This window comes from Stenotrophomonas sp. PUT21 (assembly GCF_052232875.1).
GTDB lineage: Bacteria > Pseudomonadota > Gammaproteobacteria > Xanthomonadales > Xanthomonadaceae > Stenotrophomonas > Stenotrophomonas maltophilia_N.
The window spans coordinates 955,023-971,507 of the sequence record NZ_CP197645.1 but is presented as its reverse complement, the minus strand read 5'-3'; the positions used below and the strand labels follow the sequence as shown (position 1 = coordinate 971,507).

Genomic DNA, 16,485 nt, shown 5'->3' with positions numbered 1-16,485 from the left:
CCCCCGCCTCACGGCGGACCGCCCAACTATTACCCGTGGCGGCCGGTTCCCTATCAGGAGTTACTGCAATGCCCCAGGTCACCATGCGTCAGATGCTGGAAGCCGGCGTTCATTTCGGCCACCAGACCCGTTACTGGAACCCCAAGATGGGCCAGTACATCTTCGGCGCCCGCGGCAAGATCCACATCATCAACCTGGAAAAGACCGTTCCGCTCTTCAATGACGCGATGAACTTCATTTCCAGCGTTGCGCAGAAGCGCGGCACCATCCTGTTCCTGGGCACCAAGCGCAGCGCCCGCGAGTCGATCCGTGAAGAAGCCGAGCGTTGCGGCATGCCCTTCATGAACCAGCGTTGGCTGGGCGGCACCCTGACCAACTTCCGTACCGTGAAGCAGTCGGTTGCCCGCCTGAAGGAACTGGAAGCCGGTGAGACCGACGGCAGCTTCGACAAGCTGGTCAAGCACGAAGTGCTGGGCCTGCGTCGCGAGCGCGACAAGCTGGAAGCCTCGCTGGGCGGCATCAAGGACATGAACCGTCTGCCCGACGCGATCTTCGTCATCGATATCGGCCACGAAGACATCGCCATCAAGGAAGCCAAGAAGCTCGGCATCCCGGTGATCGCCGTTGTCGATACCAACTACAACCCGGAACTGGTCGATTACGCGATCCCGGGCAACGACGACGCCATCCGCGCTGTGCAGCTGTACGCCCGCGCTGCTGCCGACGCCGTGCTGGAAGGCAAGGCCGCTGCTCCGCACGCTGCCACCGTCCGTGAAGAAGAGTTCGCCGACGCTGCCGCCACCGAAGAAGCCAAGCCGGCCCGCCGCGCTCCGGCCAAGAAGGCTGCTGCCGCTCCGGCCGCCGACGCTCCGGCGGCTGGCGAAGCCCAGGCCTGATCCAGGCCCGCGGTGGGCGCAGCGCGCCCACCGCTCCTGTCCGCTGCCGATGGCGCGACGACAGGACACCTGTCACACGGGCCGGCCACCATGCCGGCCCAACCCCTTTCTTTCGTGAGGAAATCCCGTGGAAATCACTGCTTCCCTGGTCAAGGAACTGCGCGAGCGCACTGGCGCCGGCATGATGGAGTGCAAGAAGGCACTCGTCGAAAACGGCGGCAACATCGACGCCTCGGCCGAATGGCTGCGCAAGTCCGGCCTGGCCAAGGCCGACAAGAAGGCTGACCGCGTGGCTGCCGAAGGCATCATCGTGGCGGCCCAGGACGGCGGCAAGGCCGTACTGGTCGAAGTCAACTCGGAAACCGACTTCGTCGCCAAGGACAGCAACTTCCTGGACTTCACCAAGGCGGTTGCTGCCACCGCGCTGAGCTCGGGCGCTGCCGACATCGACACCCTGAAGGCCGCCAAGCTGCCGTCCGGCGAGACGATCGAAGAAGCCCGCGCCGCCGTCATCGCCAAGGTCGGCGAGAAGGTCGACGTGCGTCGCATCGTGCGCCTGGAATCGACCAACAACGTCGCTGCCTACGTGCACGGCGGCCGCATCGGCGTGCTGGTTGAACTGGCCGGCGGCAACGAAGAGCTGGCCCGTGGCCTGGCCATGCACGTGGCTGCCATGAACCCGCCGCACAACAAGGCGGCCGATGTGCCGGCCGAGTTCGTCGCCAAGGAAAAGGAAATCGAACTGGCCAAGATGTCTGACAAGGACAAGTCCAAGCCGGCCGATATCCTGGAAAAGATCATCAGCGGCAAGATCGCCAAGATCGTCAACGAAGTGACCCTGTACGGCCAGCCGTACGTGCTGGACACCAACCAGTCGGTCGAGCAGGTCCTGAAGGCCGCCGGTGCCGACGTGGTCGGCTTCCAGCGTCTGGCGGTCGGCGAAGGCATCGAGAAGGTGGTGGAAGACTACGCCGCCGAAGTGATGAAGCAGGCCGGTCTGGCCTGATCTTCACCGCTTGAATGTGTTACGAAAGAAGCCGCGGACTCCGCGGCTTCTTTTTTTTGTCCATTGGCTTTGCTTTGTGTGCCGGATCAGGGCAATACTCCCAAACCGATCTGCCGCGTCAACGCAAGAAATCAAGGACGAAACTGTGATGCACCTCAGGTATTCTTGCCCCAACACACTGAAAACCCCGCCATGCCTCCCGAGCTGACAGCCGCCCTGGCGCTCTGCCGCAACCTCCCCTCCCCGCCCGGTATTGCCCTGCGCATCATCGAACTGGCGCAGGATCCGGAAGCGGACATCACCACCGCCGCCGACATCATCGCCATCGATATGGCGCTGAGCGCCCGCATGCTGCGCATCGCCAATTCGCCGCTGTATGCCAGCCGCCGCCGCATCGAGAATCTCGGCCAGGCGCTGACCATGCTCGGCCTGAATGCCACGGTCAGCCTCGCCCTGGGCTTCACCGTCACCCAGAACCTGACGGCAGCCGGCGACGGCCAGGACCTGCGTGAGCGCGCGTGGCGCCGCAGTATCCTCAGCGCCCTGGCCGCCAGCCTGCTTGGCCAGGCCCGTGGCCTGCGCAAGGCCGAAGAGCTGATGCTGGCCGGGCTGCTGCAGGACATCGGCGTGCTGGCCCTCGCCCAGGCGCAGCCGGAGACCTACCTGCCGCTGCTGCGCCAGGCCACCGACAACGACGCGCTGGTCGCGCTGGAGCGCGAACACCTGCAGTGCAGCCACGCTGATGTCGGCGCATGGGTCGCCGAGGAGTGGGGCCTGCCCCGCTACCTGGTGGACAGCATCGCGCACAGCGAATCGCCGGCCACCAGCGAAGACAATTTCCAGAACTGCGTCGCCCTCTCCGGCGCCGTGGCCGACATCTGGCTCGGCACCGATGCCGATGCCGCGCGCGAACACGCCCTGCAGCGCGTGCACGACACCCTCGGCCTGGACAGCGCCCAGTTCGACCAAGTGCTGGCCCGCATCGGCGAATCGCTGCCGGACATCAGCACCCTGTTCGAAACCCCGCTGTTCTCGCCCTCCCGCGTGCAGCAGCTGATCGACCATGCCCAGGAGCTGGCCACGCTGCGCAACCTGCGCGAGATGCAGGACGCCGCCCTGGCCCGCCAGCGCGCGGACGAATTCGAGGCGCGCGCCAACCGGCTGGCCGAACAGGCGCACCGCGATGCCCTGACCGGAGTACTCAACCGCCGCCAGCTCGAAGCTGTGCTCGAGCAGGAATTCCTGCGCGCTACCCGGCATGGCTGGCCGCTCTCGGTCGCCTTCATCGACCTGGACGATTTCAAGAAGATCAACGACGCCCACGGCCACCTGATGGGTGACCAGGTTCTGCGCATGTTCGCCAGCAAGCTGCAGGAACAGCTGCGCAACAGCGACACCGTGGCCCGCTTCGGCGGCGAGGAATTCATCGCGCTGCTGCCCAACACCACCGAGCCGGTCGCGCTCGAAGTGGTGCGGCGGGTGCTGGCCACCATCGTCAACACACCGATGGCCGAAGTCGCCAGCGGCCCCTTGTTCGTGACCTTCTCGGCCGGCGTGGCCACCCAGGGGGGCTACGAGCGTTTCGCCGATGTTCAGGACCTGCTGAAGGCCGCCGATGACGTGCTGTACCGCTCCAAGAACCTGGGGCGCAACCGGGTCATCGCCCGCTCCCCAAGCACCGCACCGGCCTGAGCCGAACCCCGCGCGCGGGGCCGGCATCGCGGCCGCCGCAGCGCCACCATACGCCGCAGTGCAGCAAATTTATGCTGCCCGATGGCCCGGCTTCCAGTAGAATCCGGGCGTTTTCCACGCACCCAGAGATCGCCATGTCAAAGCTCGCCTATCGCCGCATCCTGTTGAAAGTTTCCGGGGAGGCGCTGATGGGAGACGAGGACTACGGCATCGACCCCAAGGTGATCCACCGCCTGGCCCGTGAGGTGATGGAAGCCCAGGCGGCCGGTGCCGAAGTGGCGCTGGTGATCGGCGGCGGCAACATCTTCCGCGGTGCCGGCCTGGCCGCTGGCGGCATGGACCGGGTCACCGGTGACCAGATGGGGATGCTCGCCACCGTGATCAATGCGCTGGCCATGCAGGACGCCCTGGAAAAGCTGGGCGCCAAGGCCCGCGTGATGAGCGCGATCAAGATCAATGACGTCTGCGAGGATTACATCCGTCGCCGCGCCATCCGCCACCTGGAAAAGGGCCGCCTGGTGATCTTCGCCGCCGGCGTCGGCAGCCCGTTCTTCACCACCGATTCCGGCGCCGCCCTGCGCGCGATCGAGATCGGCGCGGACCTGCTGCTGAAGGCCACCAAGGTGGACGGCGTGTACGACAAGGACCCCAACAAGTACAGCGACGCGGTCCGCTTCGACAGCCTGACCTACGATGAAGTCATCCGCCGCGGGCTGGAAGTGATGGATACCGCCGCCTTCGCGCTGGCCCGCGACAGCGACCTGCCGCTGCGCGTGTTCGACATGGGCCAGCCGGGCGAGCTGCTCAAGATCCTGCACGGCGACAACATCGGCACCCTGGTCCAGGGCCGCGACAACGCCTGAGCCTGAGCGGCGCCCCACGCCGGGCGCCCTGAACGGCCCGGAAAGGGTCGGTATTCGCCTATAATCGCCCGATTCCCAGTTACATCCAGGATTCGGGCGATGCTCAACGAAATCAAGCAGGACGCGCAGACGCGCATGGCAAAGAGCATCGACGCTCTGAAGCACACCCTCACCTCCATCCGCACCGGCCGTGCTTCCCCGGCCCTGCTGGATCGCATCACCGTCAAGGCCTACGGCACTGACACCCCCTTGAACCAGGTCGCCTCGATCAGCGTTTCCGAAGGCCACTCGCTGGTCATCACGCTGTTCGACAAGGGCATGATCAAGGACGTGGAAAAGGCGATCTACGCCTCCGACCTCGGCCTGACCCCGAACGTCGCCGGCACCGTCATCCGCCTGAACCTGCCGCCGCCGACCGAAGAGCGCCGCAAGGAGCTGGGCAAGCAGGTGCAGAAGGAAGGCGAAGGCGCCAAGATCGCCATCCGCAACATCCGCCAGGACGCCAACAAGGCGATCGCCAACCTGATCAAGGACAAGGCGATCAGCGAAGACGACAAGAAGCGCGGCGAAGACGACATCCAGAAGCTGACCGACAAGTCCATCAAGGACGTCGACAGTGTCGTGGCCGAGAAAGAAAAGGAACTGATGGCGGTCTGAGCCCTATGTCCCAGGCCCCGACCAGCAGTTCCGACGCGCCCATGCCGCGCCACGTTGCCATCATCATGGATGGCAACGGGCGTTGGGCGCAGAAGCGTCGTCGCCCGCGCGTGATCGGCCATCGTGCCGGCGCGCGCGCGGTCAACCGCACCATCGATTTCTGCCTCGACCACGGTGTCGCCGCGCTGACCCTGTTCGCCTTCTCCAGTGAAAACTGGGGCCGGCCGACCGATGAGGTCGACGCGCTGATGAAACTGTTCCTCAATGCCCTCGACCGCGAAGTGGACGAGCTGCATCGGCGTGGCGTGCGCGTGCGTTTCATCGGCGAGCGTGAGCGCTTCGGCGCCGGGCTGGTCAGCCGCATGCAACTGGCCGAACAGCGCACCGCCGGCAACCGCGCGATGACACTGAACATCGCGGCCAGCTACGGCGGCCGCCAGGACATCGCCCGCGCCGCGCGCGAACTGGCCGCCGAGGTTGCGGCCGGCCGGCTGCTGCCCGAGCAGATCGACGAAGCGATGCTGAGCAGCCGCGTGGCCTTGGCCGACCTGCCGCCGCCGGATCTGTTCATCCGCACCGGTGGCGATACCCGCATCAGCAATTTCCTGCTCTGGCAGCTGGCCTACACCGAACTGTGGTTCACCGACGTACTGTGGCCCGAGTTCGACGCCGCCGTCCTGCAGCAGGCGTTCGACGCCTATGCCTCGCGTGAACGCCGTTTCGGCCTGACCAGTGCCCAGATCGCCGCCTTGGCCACCGAGACCTCTTCCCCATGACCAAGACCCGAGTCATCGCCGCGCTGATCATGGCGCCGGTCGCCATTCTCGCCATCCTGATGCTGCCCACCCAGTGGCTCGCCGCCGCCGCGGCCGCCGTGTTCCTGATCGGCCTGTGGGAATGGCTGAAGCTGGCCGATGTCGAGGACACCCTCGCCCGCACCGTGCTGCTGGTGCTGAACCTGGTGCTGATGGTCCTGATCGTGTGGGCCGATGCCGGCTCGCTGGTGCTGTACCAGATCGCTGCGCTGATCGGCATCGGCTGGTGGCTGATGGCCCTGCTGTGGCTGCGCTTCTTCAACTTCGGCGCCAGCCCGAGCAGCCCGGCGCGTGCGCTCAAGCTGTTGGCCGGCACCCTGGCGATCGTCCCGGCCTGGTCCTCGCTGGTGCTGATCCACGCCAGCGGCGAGAACGGCCACCTGTGGCTGCTGACCGCCCTGGCCGTGGTCTGGGCCGCCGATTCGGGCGCCTATTTCGCCGGGCGCACCTTCGGCCGCACCAAGCTGGCCCCGCGGATCAGCCCCAACAAGACCTGGGAAGGCCTGGGCGGCGGCATGGTCGCCGGCCTGATCGTCGCCCTGGGCTTTGGCTGGCTGGCCGGCGTGGACAGCGGCCACCTGGTCGGCCTGGTCATCACCGCCGTGGTGACGGTGTTCGCCTCGGTGCTGGGGGATCTCTACGAAAGCCTGATCAAGCGGCACGCCGGTGCCAAGGACTCGGGCCACATCATCCCGGGCCACGGTGGCGTGCTCGATCGCATCGACGGCGTGCTCGCCGCCCTGCCGGTGTTCGCACTCGGCAAGGAAATCTTCGGGTTCTAACCATGGCCAGCGCTTCCGCCCCCCGCCAGGTCGCCGTGTTCGGCGCCACCGGTTCGATCGGCGCATCCGCGCTGGACGTGATCGCGCGCCACCCGGACCGCTACCAGGTCAGCGTGCTGGCCGCCGGCCGCCAGGTCGATGCGCTGGTGGCCCTGTGCGCCGCGCACCGCCCGGCCCATGCCGTGATCGCCGACGAGGCGCTGTATGCCGCCCTGCGCGACGGCCTGCGTGATGCCGGCTTGACCACCCAGGCCCATGCGGGCGCCGTGGCACTGGACCAGCTGGCCGCCAGCAATGTCTGCGACACCCTGGTCGCGGCCATCGTGGGGGCCGCCGGGCTGTCCTCGACCCTGGCCGCCGCCGCGGCCGGCAAGCGGATCCTGCTGGCCAACAAGGAGTCGCTGGTGCTGGCCGGCGAGCTGCTGATGCGCCAGGCCGCTGCCGGCGGGGCGGAGATCATCCCGATCGACAGCGAGCACAGCGCGATCTTCCAGTGCCTGCGCTCGCGCGATGCCAGCCTGGACGGGGCCGGCGTGCGCCGGATCATCCTCACCGCCTCCGGCGGGCCGTTCCGTGGCCGCACCCGCGAGCAGCTGGCACAGGTCACCCCGGCCCAGGCCGTGGCCCACCCGAAGTGGTCCATGGGCCCGAAGATCTCGGTCGATTCGGCGACGTTGATGAACAAAGGGCTGGAAGTCATCGAGGCCCACCACCTGTTCGGCGTGCCCGGCGAGCGCATCGACGTGCTGGTCCACCCGCAGAGCCTGGTGCATTCCCTGGTCGAGTTTGTCGACGGCTCGACGCTGGCCCAGATGGGCCTGCCGGACATGCGCACCACCCTGGCCGTCGGCCTGGGCTGGCCGCAGCGGATCGACTCCGGGGTCGGCGGGCTGGATCTGCTGACCCAGGGCCGGCTGGATTTCGAAGCCCCGGACACCGAGGCCTTCCCCTGTCTGACGCTTGCCTGGCAGGCCATGGCCGCCGGCGGCACCGCGCCGGCGATCCTCAATGCCGCCAACGAAGTCGCGGTTTCAGCGTTTCTTCAGGGGCGGGCAGCTTTCCTTGCCATTCCAGCGCTGGTCGCTAACGCTCTGTCAACACTGTCGAGCGAGTCCGCCGATACACTGGAGGGCCTGCTGACCGCCGATCAGCGCGCCCGCCAGATCACCCAAGCCGCCATCGACCACGCCTGAATGCCCCACACGCCCCTTTACAGTGCTGATCACCATGGGTGATTTCATCGGATCCGTCTGGTGGATGATCGTCAGCCTTGGCCTGCTGGTGACCTTCCACGAATTCGGTCACTACTGGGTCGCCCGCCGTTGCGGGATCAAGGTGCTGCGCTTCTCTGTCGGTTTCGGCAAGCCGCTGTGGTCGCGCCGCAACCGCGCGGGCACCGAATTCGCGATCGCCGCCATTCCGCTGGGCGGCTACGTGAAGATGCTGGACGAGCGCGAGGTCGAGGTGCACCCGGCGGAGCGCGGCCAGGCCTTCAACCACAAGAGTGTGTGGCAGCGGATCGCGGTGGTCGCCGCGGGCCCGGCCGCCAACCTGATCCTGTGCATCGCCCTGCTCTGGGCGATGTTCGTGATCGGCAAACAGGATTACTCGGCCACCGTCGGCCGCACCACCGGCATGGCGCAGGCCGCCGGGCTGCAGGCCGGCGACCGCGTGGTCAAGGTCGACGGTCGCAGCGTGGCCACCGCCGGTGAAGCCAGCATGGCGCTGACCACCGCCGCGATGGATCGTCACGATGCCAAGGTCGAGGTGCTTGATGGCCTGGACCAGGTCCGGACCCGCACGCTGCCGCTGTCGCAGCTGCCCGCCGGCTTCGATGAACGCCGCGTCCCCCAGCTGACCGGGTTGAGCTGGCAGTTCTGGCTGCAGCCAGCGCTGGTGGACAAGGTCCTGCCCGACGCGGCCGCCCAGGGCGTGCTGGTGCCGGGCGACCTGATCGTGGCCGTGGACGGCCAGCGCATCGAAGGCGCCGACCAGGTGCCGGCGCAGATCGCCGCACTGGGCCAGCGCGGCGGCCCCGGCATGATCGACGTCCTGCGCGGTGGCGAGCGGCTGGCGCTGGAGATCACCCCCCGCCAGGGCGTGGACGGCCGCGGCCAGCCGACCTGGCAGATCGGCATCGGTTTCCCCGAGACCCATGCCCCGGCCTATGACGCCGAACTCAAGTTCGGGCCGTTTGCGGCAGTGCCGGTGGCCCTGCGTGAAACCGCCCGGATGGCCGGCGATTCGCTGGGGATGATGCGCCGCATCGTCACCGGCAACGCCTCGCTGCAGAACATCTCCGGCCCGGTCACCATTGCCCGGGTGGCCAATGTCTCGGCCAAGCGCGGCCTGGACTGGTTCCTGTATTTCCTGGCCCTGCTGTCGCTGAGCCTGTGCATCATCAACCTGTTGCCCATCCCCATCTTGGACGGCGGGCACCTGCTGTATTACCTTATCGAGTTGGTCAAGGGCAGCCCGCTGAGCGAGCGCGCCATGGCTGCCGGGCAGTATGTAGGCCTGGCGCTGCTGGCCGGGCTGATGGGATTGGCGTTCTACAACGACATCCTCGGCCTGGTCCCGCGATGAACTTTTTTCCTTTTGTCGTCGTCTTATGCGCCGGCATCCCGCAATGTTGAAATCGACTCCAACCGGACGTGACATGACGCGACTCCCCAATCGCCGCCTGCTGGCCCTCGCACTCGTTGCCGGTTTCGGCGCGCCCGCCCTGGCGCAGGCAGCCGAGCCCTTCACCGTCAGCGACATCCGCGTGGATGGTCTGCAGCGCATCACCTCCGGTACCGTGTTCACCTACCTGCCGGTGGAACGTGGCGACACCATCACCGACAACAAGGTCGGTGAAACCATCCGTGCGCTGTACAAGACCGGCTTCTTCGAAGACGTCCAGCTCGAACGCCAGGGCGACATCCTCGTGGTCACGGTCAAGGAGCGCCCGGCGATCAACAAGTTGACCGTCACCGGCAACAAGGACATCAAGAGCGATCAGCTGCTCAAGGGCCTGAGCGACATCGGCCTGACCGAGGGTGGCACCTTCGATCGCCTGAGCCTGGACCGCGTGACCCAGGAACTCCGCCGCCAGTACAACGACCGTGGCAAATACAACGTGGACATCACTCCGACGGTGAGCCCGCTGGACCGCAACCGCGTGGATATCGCGATCGCGATCAAGGAAGGCAAGGCCGCCAAGATCCAGCACGTGAACCTGGTCGGCACCGAGAAGTTCCCGGCCAAGGACATCCTGGAAACCTGGGAATCCAAGGAGCACAACTGGGCCTCGTGGTACCGCCGCGATGACCAGTACTCCAAGGAAAAGCTGTCCGGCGACCTGGAAAAGCTCAACGGCTGGTACCTGGACCGCGGCTACGTGGATTTCAGCATCGATTCCACGCAGGTCTCGATCAGCCCCGACAAGCGCGACATGTTCATCACCGCCGGCGTGACCGAGGGTGAGCAGTACAAGATCTCCGAGATCAAGGTCACCGGCGACACCATCCTCCCGCAGGAAGATGTCGAGCGCATGGTGATCCAGAAGTCCGGCGACACGTTCTCGCGTGCGCTGCTGGAATTCAGCTCGGACCAGATCACCAATTCGCTGTCCAACATCGGCTACGCCTTCGCCAAAGTGAACCCGATCCCGACCAGCAACCGTGCCGACCGCACGGTGGCCATCAACATGCAGGTCGTTCCCGGCCCGCGCGTGTCGGTGCGCCGCATCACCTTCAAGGGCAACACCCGCACCTCCGACGAAGTCCTGCGTCGTGAAATGCGCCAGTTCGAAAACAGCTGGTACTCGCAGGCCGCGATCGACCGTTCCAAGATCCGTCTGCAGCGCCTGGGCTACTTCGAATCGGTCGACGTGGAAACGCCGCCGGTCACCGGCAGCAACGACCAGGTCGACGTGGTCTACAACGTCAAGGAAACCACCTCGGGCAGCTTCGTGTTCGGCCTGGGCTATTCGCAGTCCTACGGCATGACCACCTCGGTGCAGCTGTCGCAGAACAACTTCCTGGGCGGCGGCAACCGCGTGTCGGTCGAAGCGTCGCGCAGCAGCTACCTGCAGCGTTACGGCTTCAGCTACACCAACCCGTACTTCACCGATGACGGCGTCTCGCTGGGCTACAACCTGTCCTGGCGCGAACTGGATTACTCCGACTTCAACACCGCGCAGTACAACAGCACCAACGGTGCCGCGCAGGTGGTGTTCGGCGTGCCGATCACCGAGAACGACACCGTCTCGCTGATGGTGGGCATCGACAGCAACCAGATCACCACCTACCAGGGCTCGACCCCGCAGGCGATCATCGATTACATCGACGCCATCGGCCAGCGCACGTTCCACTCCTGGCGCACCGAGCTGGGCTGGGCGCGCGATACCCGCAACGACTACTTCATGCCGACCCGTGGTACCTACCAGCGCGTCGGCCTGGAAACCACGCTGCCGGGTTCGACCGTCGAGTACTACAAGCTGAACTACCAGTTCTCCAAGTACTGGCCGATCATCCCGCAGCTGGTCATCAACACCCGCGCCGAAGTCGGCTACGGCGACAGCTACGGCAATGACACCACCCGCGTGATCACCAACCCGGATGGCAGCACCCGTGTGGTGACCGCCGCTGGCCTGCCGTTCTACGAGAACTTCTACGCCGGTGGTACCAACTCGGTGCGTGGCTTCGAGGACAACACCCTCGGCCCGCGTTCGGAACCGACCCTGAGCTACAACCGCGGCCAGCCGCTGGGTGGCTCGCTGAAGACCGTCGGTTCGGTCGAAGCCTACTTCCCGCGCCTGTTCGACAGCCCCTCGGCCCGCATCTCGGCCTTCGTGGACTTCGGCAACGTGTACACCGGCGTGGACAACTTCAAGGCCAACGAACTGCGCGTGTCCACCGGTGTGGCCCTGCTGTGGCGCGCCCCGGTCGGCCCGATCTCGATCAGCTACGCCTTCCCGCTCAAGAAGGAAGACGGCGACGAAGTCGAGCGTCTGCAATTCACCTTTGGCGGTCAGTTCTGACCGCCTAAGGTGAATTGCCCAAGGTTTGCGCAGCAAACCTTGGGGCCCAACGATTCCTCCTATCCCCCGCGCCGTCGGCGCGGCCCCCTTAACAGAAGGGGGCCTCTCCACCAGGCGCGGTACGCATTCGCCGGGCTTTGCCCGGCGTTTTCGTTTCTGGGTCAGGCCAGCGGCCGGCACCATCCTTCCGCGCTGGCGCTGAACCGTCGGGGGTCGTGGCGGGTGGCCCTGGCCAGGACCGTTGGGCCGCATGGATGCGGCCCACGAGCCCCGCCCCGCATGACCGTTTCGGCAGCACACGGTAAACTCCCCCGGTGAACACTCCTACCTATACCGCCCAGCAACTCGCCGAGCAGTTTGGCCTGCAGGTCCATGGTGATGGCAGCACCGCCATCCATGGCGTGGCTACGCTCGCCCATGCCGGCCCCGGCCAGCTCACCTTCCTGGCCAACCCGCGCTACCGCGCGCAGCTGGCCGACAGCCAGGCCGCCATCGTCGTGCTGCGCGCCGAGGATGCCGAGGCCGCGCCCGGCGCCGCCCTGGTCGCCAAGGACCCGTACACCACGTTCGCCAAGATCGCCGCCCTGTTCGACATCGCACCGCCGCGCGCCCCGGGCATCCACCCCAGCGCCTGCATCGATCCGGACGCCCAGGTCGCCGCCAGCGCCCATATCGGCCCGTTCGTCACCATCGGTGCCCGCAGCATCGTCGGTGAGAACTGCATCGTCGGCCCGGGCAGCGTCATCGGCGAAGACTGCATCCTGGAGACCGGCTGCGAACTGATCGCCCGCGTGACCCTGGTCACCCGCGTCAAGCTCGGCAAGCGCGTGCGCATCCATCCCGGCGCCGTGCTCGGTGCCGACGGCTTCGGCCTGGCCATGGATGCCGGCCACTGGATCAAGGTGCCCCAGTTGGGCGGCGTGCGCATTGGCGATGACTGCGAGATCGGTGCCAACACCTGCGTCGACCGCGGCGCCTTGGAAGACACCGTGCTCGAGAACGACGTGCGCCTGGACAACCTCGTGCAGGTCGCCCACAACGTCCAGATCGGCGCCCACTCGGCCATCGCCGGCTGCACCGGCATCGCCGGCAGCGCCAAGATCGGCCGTTACTGCCTGCTGGGCGGCGCCGTCGGCGTGGTCGGTCACCTCGAAATCTGCGACAAGGTCGTCATCACCGGCAAGTCGGTGGTGCGCAACTCCATTCATGAGCCGGGCGAGTACTCCTCCGGCACCCCACTGACCGACAACCGCACGTGGCGTAAGAATGCCGCGCGCTTCAAGCAGCTCGATGCGCTCGCCCGGCGCATCCTGTCTGTGAGCAAGGAGAAGGAATGAGCAACAACCAGAATCTGCCGGACATCAACCAGATCCAGCAGCTGATCCCGCACCGCTATCCGTTCCTGCTGGTGGACAAGGTGATCTCGCTCGATTTCGAGAACCGGAAGATCGTCGCCACCAAGAACGTCAGCATCAACGAGCCGTTCTTCCAGGGCCACTTCCCGGGGCAGCCGATCATGCCCGGCGTGCTGATCATCGAAGCGATGGCGCAGGCCGGCGGCGTGCTCACCCAGCTCACCCTGGGCCGCGATGCGCAGTCGAAACTGTTCTACATGGTGAAGGTCGACAAGGCCCGCTTCAGCAAGCAGGTCGTGCCTGGCGACGTGCTGGAAATGCACGTGGAAATCAAGCGCGTGATCCGCAACATGGCGGTGTACGACTGCGTGGCCAAGGTCGATGGCGAAATCGTCGCCTGCGCCGAAGTGCTGTGCGCCGGCACCCGCGAATGATCCTGGCAGGAGATCTGCAATGAGTGACAACGCCCCTCTCATCCACCCCACCGCGGTCATCGACCCGTCGGCGACGCTGGCTGCGGATGTGCGCGTGGGTGCGTTCTGCCTGATCGGTGCGGACGTGGAGATCGGTGCCGGCACCGAGATCGGTCCGCACTGCTCGATCCACGGCCCGACCCGGATCGGCCGCAACAACCGCTTCATCGGCCATGCCGCGATCGGTGGCGAGCCGCAGGACAAGAAGTACAAAGGCGAGCGCACCGAACTGGTGATCGGCGATGACAACGTCATCCGCGAGTTCGTCACCATCAATCGTGGCACCGCCGGCGGCGGTGGCATCACCACGGTCGGCAACGATAACTGGATGCTGGCCTACACCCATGTGGCGCACGACTGCCACGTCGGCGACCATTGCGTGTTCTCCAACAACACCACGCTGGCCGGCCACGTCACCGTGGGCGACTACGTGATCATCAGCGGCTTCGCCGGTGCCCACCAGTTCTGCCGCATCGGTGCCCACGCCTTCCTTGGCATGGGCGCGCTGACCAACGGCGACGTGCCGCCGTTCACCATGGTCGGCAGCGACACCCTGGGCCGCCCGCGCGGCATCAACAGCGAAGGCCTCAAGCGCCGTGGTTTCGATGCCGAGCGCATCGCCAGCATCAAGCGCGCCTACCGCACGCTGTACGTGGCCGGCCTGCCACTGGCCGAAGCCAAGCTGCAGCTGGCCGAACAGGCCACCCACAGCGCCGACGTGAAGGACCTGCTGGACTTCATCGAAAGCGCCGAGAGGCCCCTGCTGCGATGACGGGTCCAGGCGGGCACACCCCGGGCATGCCGACCGCCGAGATCATTCCGCTCGCTGCGATGGCCACCAGCGTCGAACAGACGCTGGCCGTGCGCAGCTCCGACCGCCCGGTGCGGATCGCCCTGGTCGCCGGTGAAGCCTCCGGCGACCTGCTCGGTGCCGGCCTGGTGCGCGAACTGCGCCTGCGCTTCCCGAACGCCGAGTTCGCCGGTATCGGCGGCGACGCCATGCGCAGCGCCGGCTGCCAGACCTGGTTCGATGCCAGCGAACTGGCCGTGATGGGCCTGACCGAAATCCTGCGCCACCTGCCGCGCCTGCTCAAACTGCGCCGCGAGTTCCGCGCGCGTGCGCTGGAGTGGCAGCCGGACGTGTTCATCGGTATCGACGCCCCCGACTTCAACCTCGGCGTGGAGCGCTGGCTGAAGGACCGCGGTGTCCGCACCGTCCATTACGTCAGCCCGTCGGTCTGGGCCTGGCGCGAGAAGCGCGCCGAGAAGATCGGGGCCAGCGCCGACCTGGTGCTGTGCCTGTTCCCGATGGAGCCGCCGATCTACGCCAGGCACGGGGTCGACGCCCGCTTCGTCGGCCACCCGATGGCCGATGACATTCCCTTGCACAACGACCGCGAACAGGCGCGTGCCGAGCTCGGCCTGCCCTCCAATGCCAAGGTGCTGGCGGTATTGCCCGGCAGCCGCCTGGGCGAGATCAGCAAACTCGGCGAACCGTTCTTCGAAGCCGCCTGGCAGGTCTCCGAGCGCATTCCCGGCTTGCACGTGGTGGTGCCGGCCGCCAACGCTGCCTGCCGCCAGCTGATCAGCGAACAGCTCTCCGCCTCTGCGCTGCCGGTCGCCCACTCGCACCTGCTCGACGGCAACGCGCGCACCGCGATGATCGCCGCCGACGTGGTCGTGCTCGCCTCCGGCACCGCGACGCTGGAGACCATGCTGGTCAAACGCCCGATGGTGGTCGGCTACCGCGTCGCCGAACTCACCTACCGCATCGTCAAGGCCCTGGGCCTGCTCAAGGTCGACCGCTTCGCCCTGCCCAACATCCTGGCCGGCAAGGATCTTGCCCCGGAACTGATGCAGCACGACTGCACCCCGGACAAACTGGCCGCCGCGATCCTGCAGTGGTTCGATCACCCCCAGCGCGTGACCGACCTGCAGGACACCTACGAACGCCTGCACCTGCAGCTGCGTCGCGATGCCTCGGCGCGCGCCGCTGATGCCGTCACCGAGCTGCTCGAACGCGGCGCCAGGCACGGCCGCGCCGCATGAGCCGTCGCCACGCCGCAGCCGCCTCGCTGGCCCTGTTCGACGGCGCCGCCCTGGCCACCGTAGCCCCGCGCTACGTGGCCGGCGTGGATGAAGCCGGCCGCGGCCCCCTGGCCGGCCCGGTCGCCGTGGCCGCCGTGGTGTTCTGCCCGGACCGCCCGCGCCTGAACGGGCTGGACGACTCCAAGCAGCTCACCGCCGCCCGCCGCGACCAGCTCTACGACAGGATCCTCGACCGCGCCCTGGCCTGGCACGTGGTGATGGTCGATGTCAGTGAAATCGACGCTCTCAACATCTACCAGGCCACGATGCTCGGCATGCGCCGCGCCGTCGAAGGTGTCGCCCACGTCGCCCAGTTCGCCCGCATCGACGGCAACGTCGTCCCCAAGGGCCTGCCCTGCCCGGCCCAGGCCCTGATCGGCGGCGACGCCCTCGACCGCGCCATCATGGCCGCCTCGATCCTCGCCAAAGTCAGCCGCGACCGCTTCATGCAGACCCTGCACGACGCCCACCCCGAATACGGCTTCGACCAGCACAAAGGCTACGGCACCCCCGCCCACCTCGCCGCCCTGCGCAACCACGGCCCCTGCCCCCAGCACCGCCGCAGCTTCGCCCCCGTGCGCGCTTGCTTGGAACCCGAACCCAGCCCCCTCCCCGCCTGAGCGCTGCGACGGCTGGGCACCGCCCGGCGCGCCACCCCTCAGCACGCGGCGGTAGCTCGCCACTGGGCATCACCAAGGGTGGAATGGTTGGCGGTTGCTCACCACCGTGTACCAGCTATCTCTCGAGGGGTGACGGTTGCCTGCCTCTGCGCACCAGCACCCTGTTGAACGGTCGGCTGTTGCTCACCCCAACGCACCGGCCATCTATCGAA

Annotated in this window: 15 protein-coding genes; all 15 read left to right on the top strand. The window is 66.9% G+C overall.

The genetic code is table 11. The features are described from left to right. Positions 1-68 precede the first annotated feature (68 nt). The 15 genes from rpsB (at position 69) to ACTT2I_RS04460 (ending at position 16,273) form a co-directional block, all read left to right on the top strand. Positions 69-896, top strand: a complete 828-nt coding sequence (gene rpsB / locus ACTT2I_RS04530) for a 30S ribosomal protein S2 (protein ID WP_088433311.1) — start codon at positions 69-71, stop codon at positions 894-896. A gap of 127 nt (positions 897-1,023) precedes the next feature. Beyond that, positions 1,024-1,902, top strand: coding sequence for a translation elongation factor Ts (gene tsf / locus ACTT2I_RS04525; RefSeq protein ID WP_088433310.1), 879 nt, complete (start codon positions 1,024-1,026; stop codon positions 1,900-1,902). 192 nt (positions 1,903-2,094) lie between these two features. Further along, positions 2,095-3,594, top strand: coding sequence for a GGDEF domain-containing protein (locus ACTT2I_RS04520; protein WP_088433309.1), 1,500 nt, complete (start codon positions 2,095-2,097; stop codon positions 3,592-3,594). Positions 3,595-3,728: 134 nt separating this feature from the next. After that, positions 3,729-4,457 (top strand): UMP kinase, encoded by a 729-nt coding sequence (gene pyrH / locus ACTT2I_RS04515; RefSeq protein ID WP_019184398.1) that lies wholly within the window; start codon positions 3,729-3,731, stop codon positions 4,455-4,457. A gap of 99 nt (positions 4,458-4,556) precedes the next feature. Continuing rightward, positions 4,557-5,114, top strand: a complete 558-nt coding sequence (gene frr / locus ACTT2I_RS04510; RefSeq protein WP_046272044.1) for a ribosome recycling factor — start codon at positions 4,557-4,559, stop codon at positions 5,112-5,114. Between the two features lie 41 nt (positions 5,115-5,155). Further along, the gene (gene uppS, locus ACTT2I_RS04505; RefSeq protein ID WP_088433313.1) at positions 5,156-5,890 is read left to right on the top strand and encodes a polyprenyl diphosphate synthase; all 735 of its coding nucleotides are present in this window, start codon (positions 5,156-5,158) and stop codon (positions 5,888-5,890) included. Further along, positions 5,887-6,711, top strand: coding sequence for a phosphatidate cytidylyltransferase (locus tag ACTT2I_RS04500; protein WP_293982364.1), 825 nt, complete (start codon positions 5,887-5,889; stop codon positions 6,709-6,711). Before uppS ends, ACTT2I_RS04500 begins: the two co-directional genes overlap by 4 nt. Positions 6,712-6,713: 2 nt before the next feature. Next, positions 6,714-7,904 carry a 1-deoxy-D-xylulose-5-phosphate reductoisomerase gene (locus tag ACTT2I_RS04495; protein ID WP_088433307.1) on the top strand — a complete coding sequence of 397 codons (1,191 nt, stop codon included), beginning with the start codon at positions 6,714-6,716 and terminating at the stop codon, positions 7,902-7,904. A 34-nt stretch (positions 7,905-7,938) separates the two neighbouring features. Next, positions 7,939-9,297 carry an RIP metalloprotease RseP gene (rseP, locus tag ACTT2I_RS04490; RefSeq protein WP_421099710.1) on the top strand — a complete coding sequence of 453 codons (1,359 nt, stop codon included), beginning with the start codon at positions 7,939-7,941 and terminating at the stop codon, positions 9,295-9,297. 73 nt (positions 9,298-9,370) lie between these two features. Beyond that, positions 9,371-11,737, top strand: a complete 2,367-nt coding sequence (gene bamA / locus ACTT2I_RS04485; protein WP_088433306.1) for an outer membrane protein assembly factor BamA — start codon at positions 9,371-9,373, stop codon at positions 11,735-11,737. Positions 11,738-12,051: 314 nt separating this feature from the next. Further along, on the top strand, positions 12,052-13,074 hold the full coding sequence (lpxD, locus tag ACTT2I_RS04480; RefSeq protein WP_088433305.1) for a UDP-3-O-(3-hydroxymyristoyl)glucosamine N-acyltransferase: 1,023 nt from the start codon (positions 12,052-12,054) through the stop codon (positions 13,072-13,074). Then, positions 13,071-13,526, top strand: a complete 456-nt coding sequence (gene fabZ, locus ACTT2I_RS04475; protein ID WP_019184406.1) for a 3-hydroxyacyl-ACP dehydratase FabZ — start codon at positions 13,071-13,073, stop codon at positions 13,524-13,526. The genes lpxD and fabZ overlap by 4 nt, the downstream gene beginning before the upstream one ends. Positions 13,527-13,545: 19 nt before the next feature. Then, positions 13,546-14,337, top strand: coding sequence for an acyl-ACP--UDP-N-acetylglucosamine O-acyltransferase (gene lpxA, locus ACTT2I_RS04470; RefSeq protein WP_293985120.1), 792 nt, complete (start codon positions 13,546-13,548; stop codon positions 14,335-14,337). Between the two features lie 59 nt (positions 14,338-14,396). Beyond that, positions 14,397-15,614 (top strand): lipid-A-disaccharide synthase, encoded by a 1,218-nt coding sequence (gene lpxB, locus ACTT2I_RS04465; protein WP_421099762.1) that lies wholly within the window; start codon positions 14,397-14,399, stop codon positions 15,612-15,614. Continuing rightward, positions 15,611-16,273, top strand: a complete 663-nt coding sequence (locus ACTT2I_RS04460) for a ribonuclease HII (RefSeq protein WP_421099711.1) — start codon at positions 15,611-15,613, stop codon at positions 16,271-16,273. The genes lpxB and ACTT2I_RS04460 overlap by 4 nt, the downstream gene beginning before the upstream one ends. Positions 16,274-16,485 lie beyond the last annotated feature (212 nt).

Excerpts from the sequence above, each read along its gene's own strand:
- rpsB (WP_088433311.1), top strand. The coding sequence starts at position 69 with ATGCCCCAGGTCACCATGCGTCAGATGCTGGAAGCCGGCGTTCATTTC.
- ACTT2I_RS04520 (WP_088433309.1), top strand. The coding sequence starts at position 2,095 with ATGCCTCCCGAGCTGACAGCCGCCCTGGCGCTCTGCCGCAACCTCCCC.
- pyrH (WP_019184398.1), top strand. The coding sequence starts at position 3,729 with ATGTCAAAGCTCGCCTATCGCCGCATCCTGTTGAAAGTTTCCGGGGAG.
- frr (WP_046272044.1), top strand. The coding sequence starts at position 4,557 with ATGCTCAACGAAATCAAGCAGGACGCGCAGACGCGCATGGCAAAGAGC.
- uppS (WP_088433313.1), top strand. The coding sequence starts at position 5,156 with ATGCCGCGCCACGTTGCCATCATCATGGATGGCAACGGGCGTTGGGCG.
- ACTT2I_RS04500 (WP_293982364.1), top strand. The coding sequence starts at position 5,887 with ATGACCAAGACCCGAGTCATCGCCGCGCTGATCATGGCGCCGGTCGCC.
- ACTT2I_RS04495 (WP_088433307.1), top strand. The coding sequence starts at position 6,714 with ATGGCCAGCGCTTCCGCCCCCCGCCAGGTCGCCGTGTTCGGCGCCACC.
- rseP (WP_421099710.1), top strand. The coding sequence starts at position 7,939 with ATGGGTGATTTCATCGGATCCGTCTGGTGGATGATCGTCAGCCTTGGC.
- bamA (WP_088433306.1), top strand. The coding sequence starts at position 9,371 with ATGACGCGACTCCCCAATCGCCGCCTGCTGGCCCTCGCACTCGTTGCC.
- fabZ (WP_019184406.1), top strand. The coding sequence starts at position 13,071 with ATGAGCAACAACCAGAATCTGCCGGACATCAACCAGATCCAGCAGCTG.
- lpxA (WP_293985120.1), top strand. The coding sequence starts at position 13,546 with ATGAGTGACAACGCCCCTCTCATCCACCCCACCGCGGTCATCGACCCG.
- lpxB (WP_421099762.1), top strand. The coding sequence starts at position 14,397 with ATGGCCACCAGCGTCGAACAGACGCTGGCCGTGCGCAGCTCCGACCGC.
- ACTT2I_RS04460 (WP_421099711.1), top strand. The coding sequence starts at position 15,611 with ATGAGCCGTCGCCACGCCGCAGCCGCCTCGCTGGCCCTGTTCGACGGC.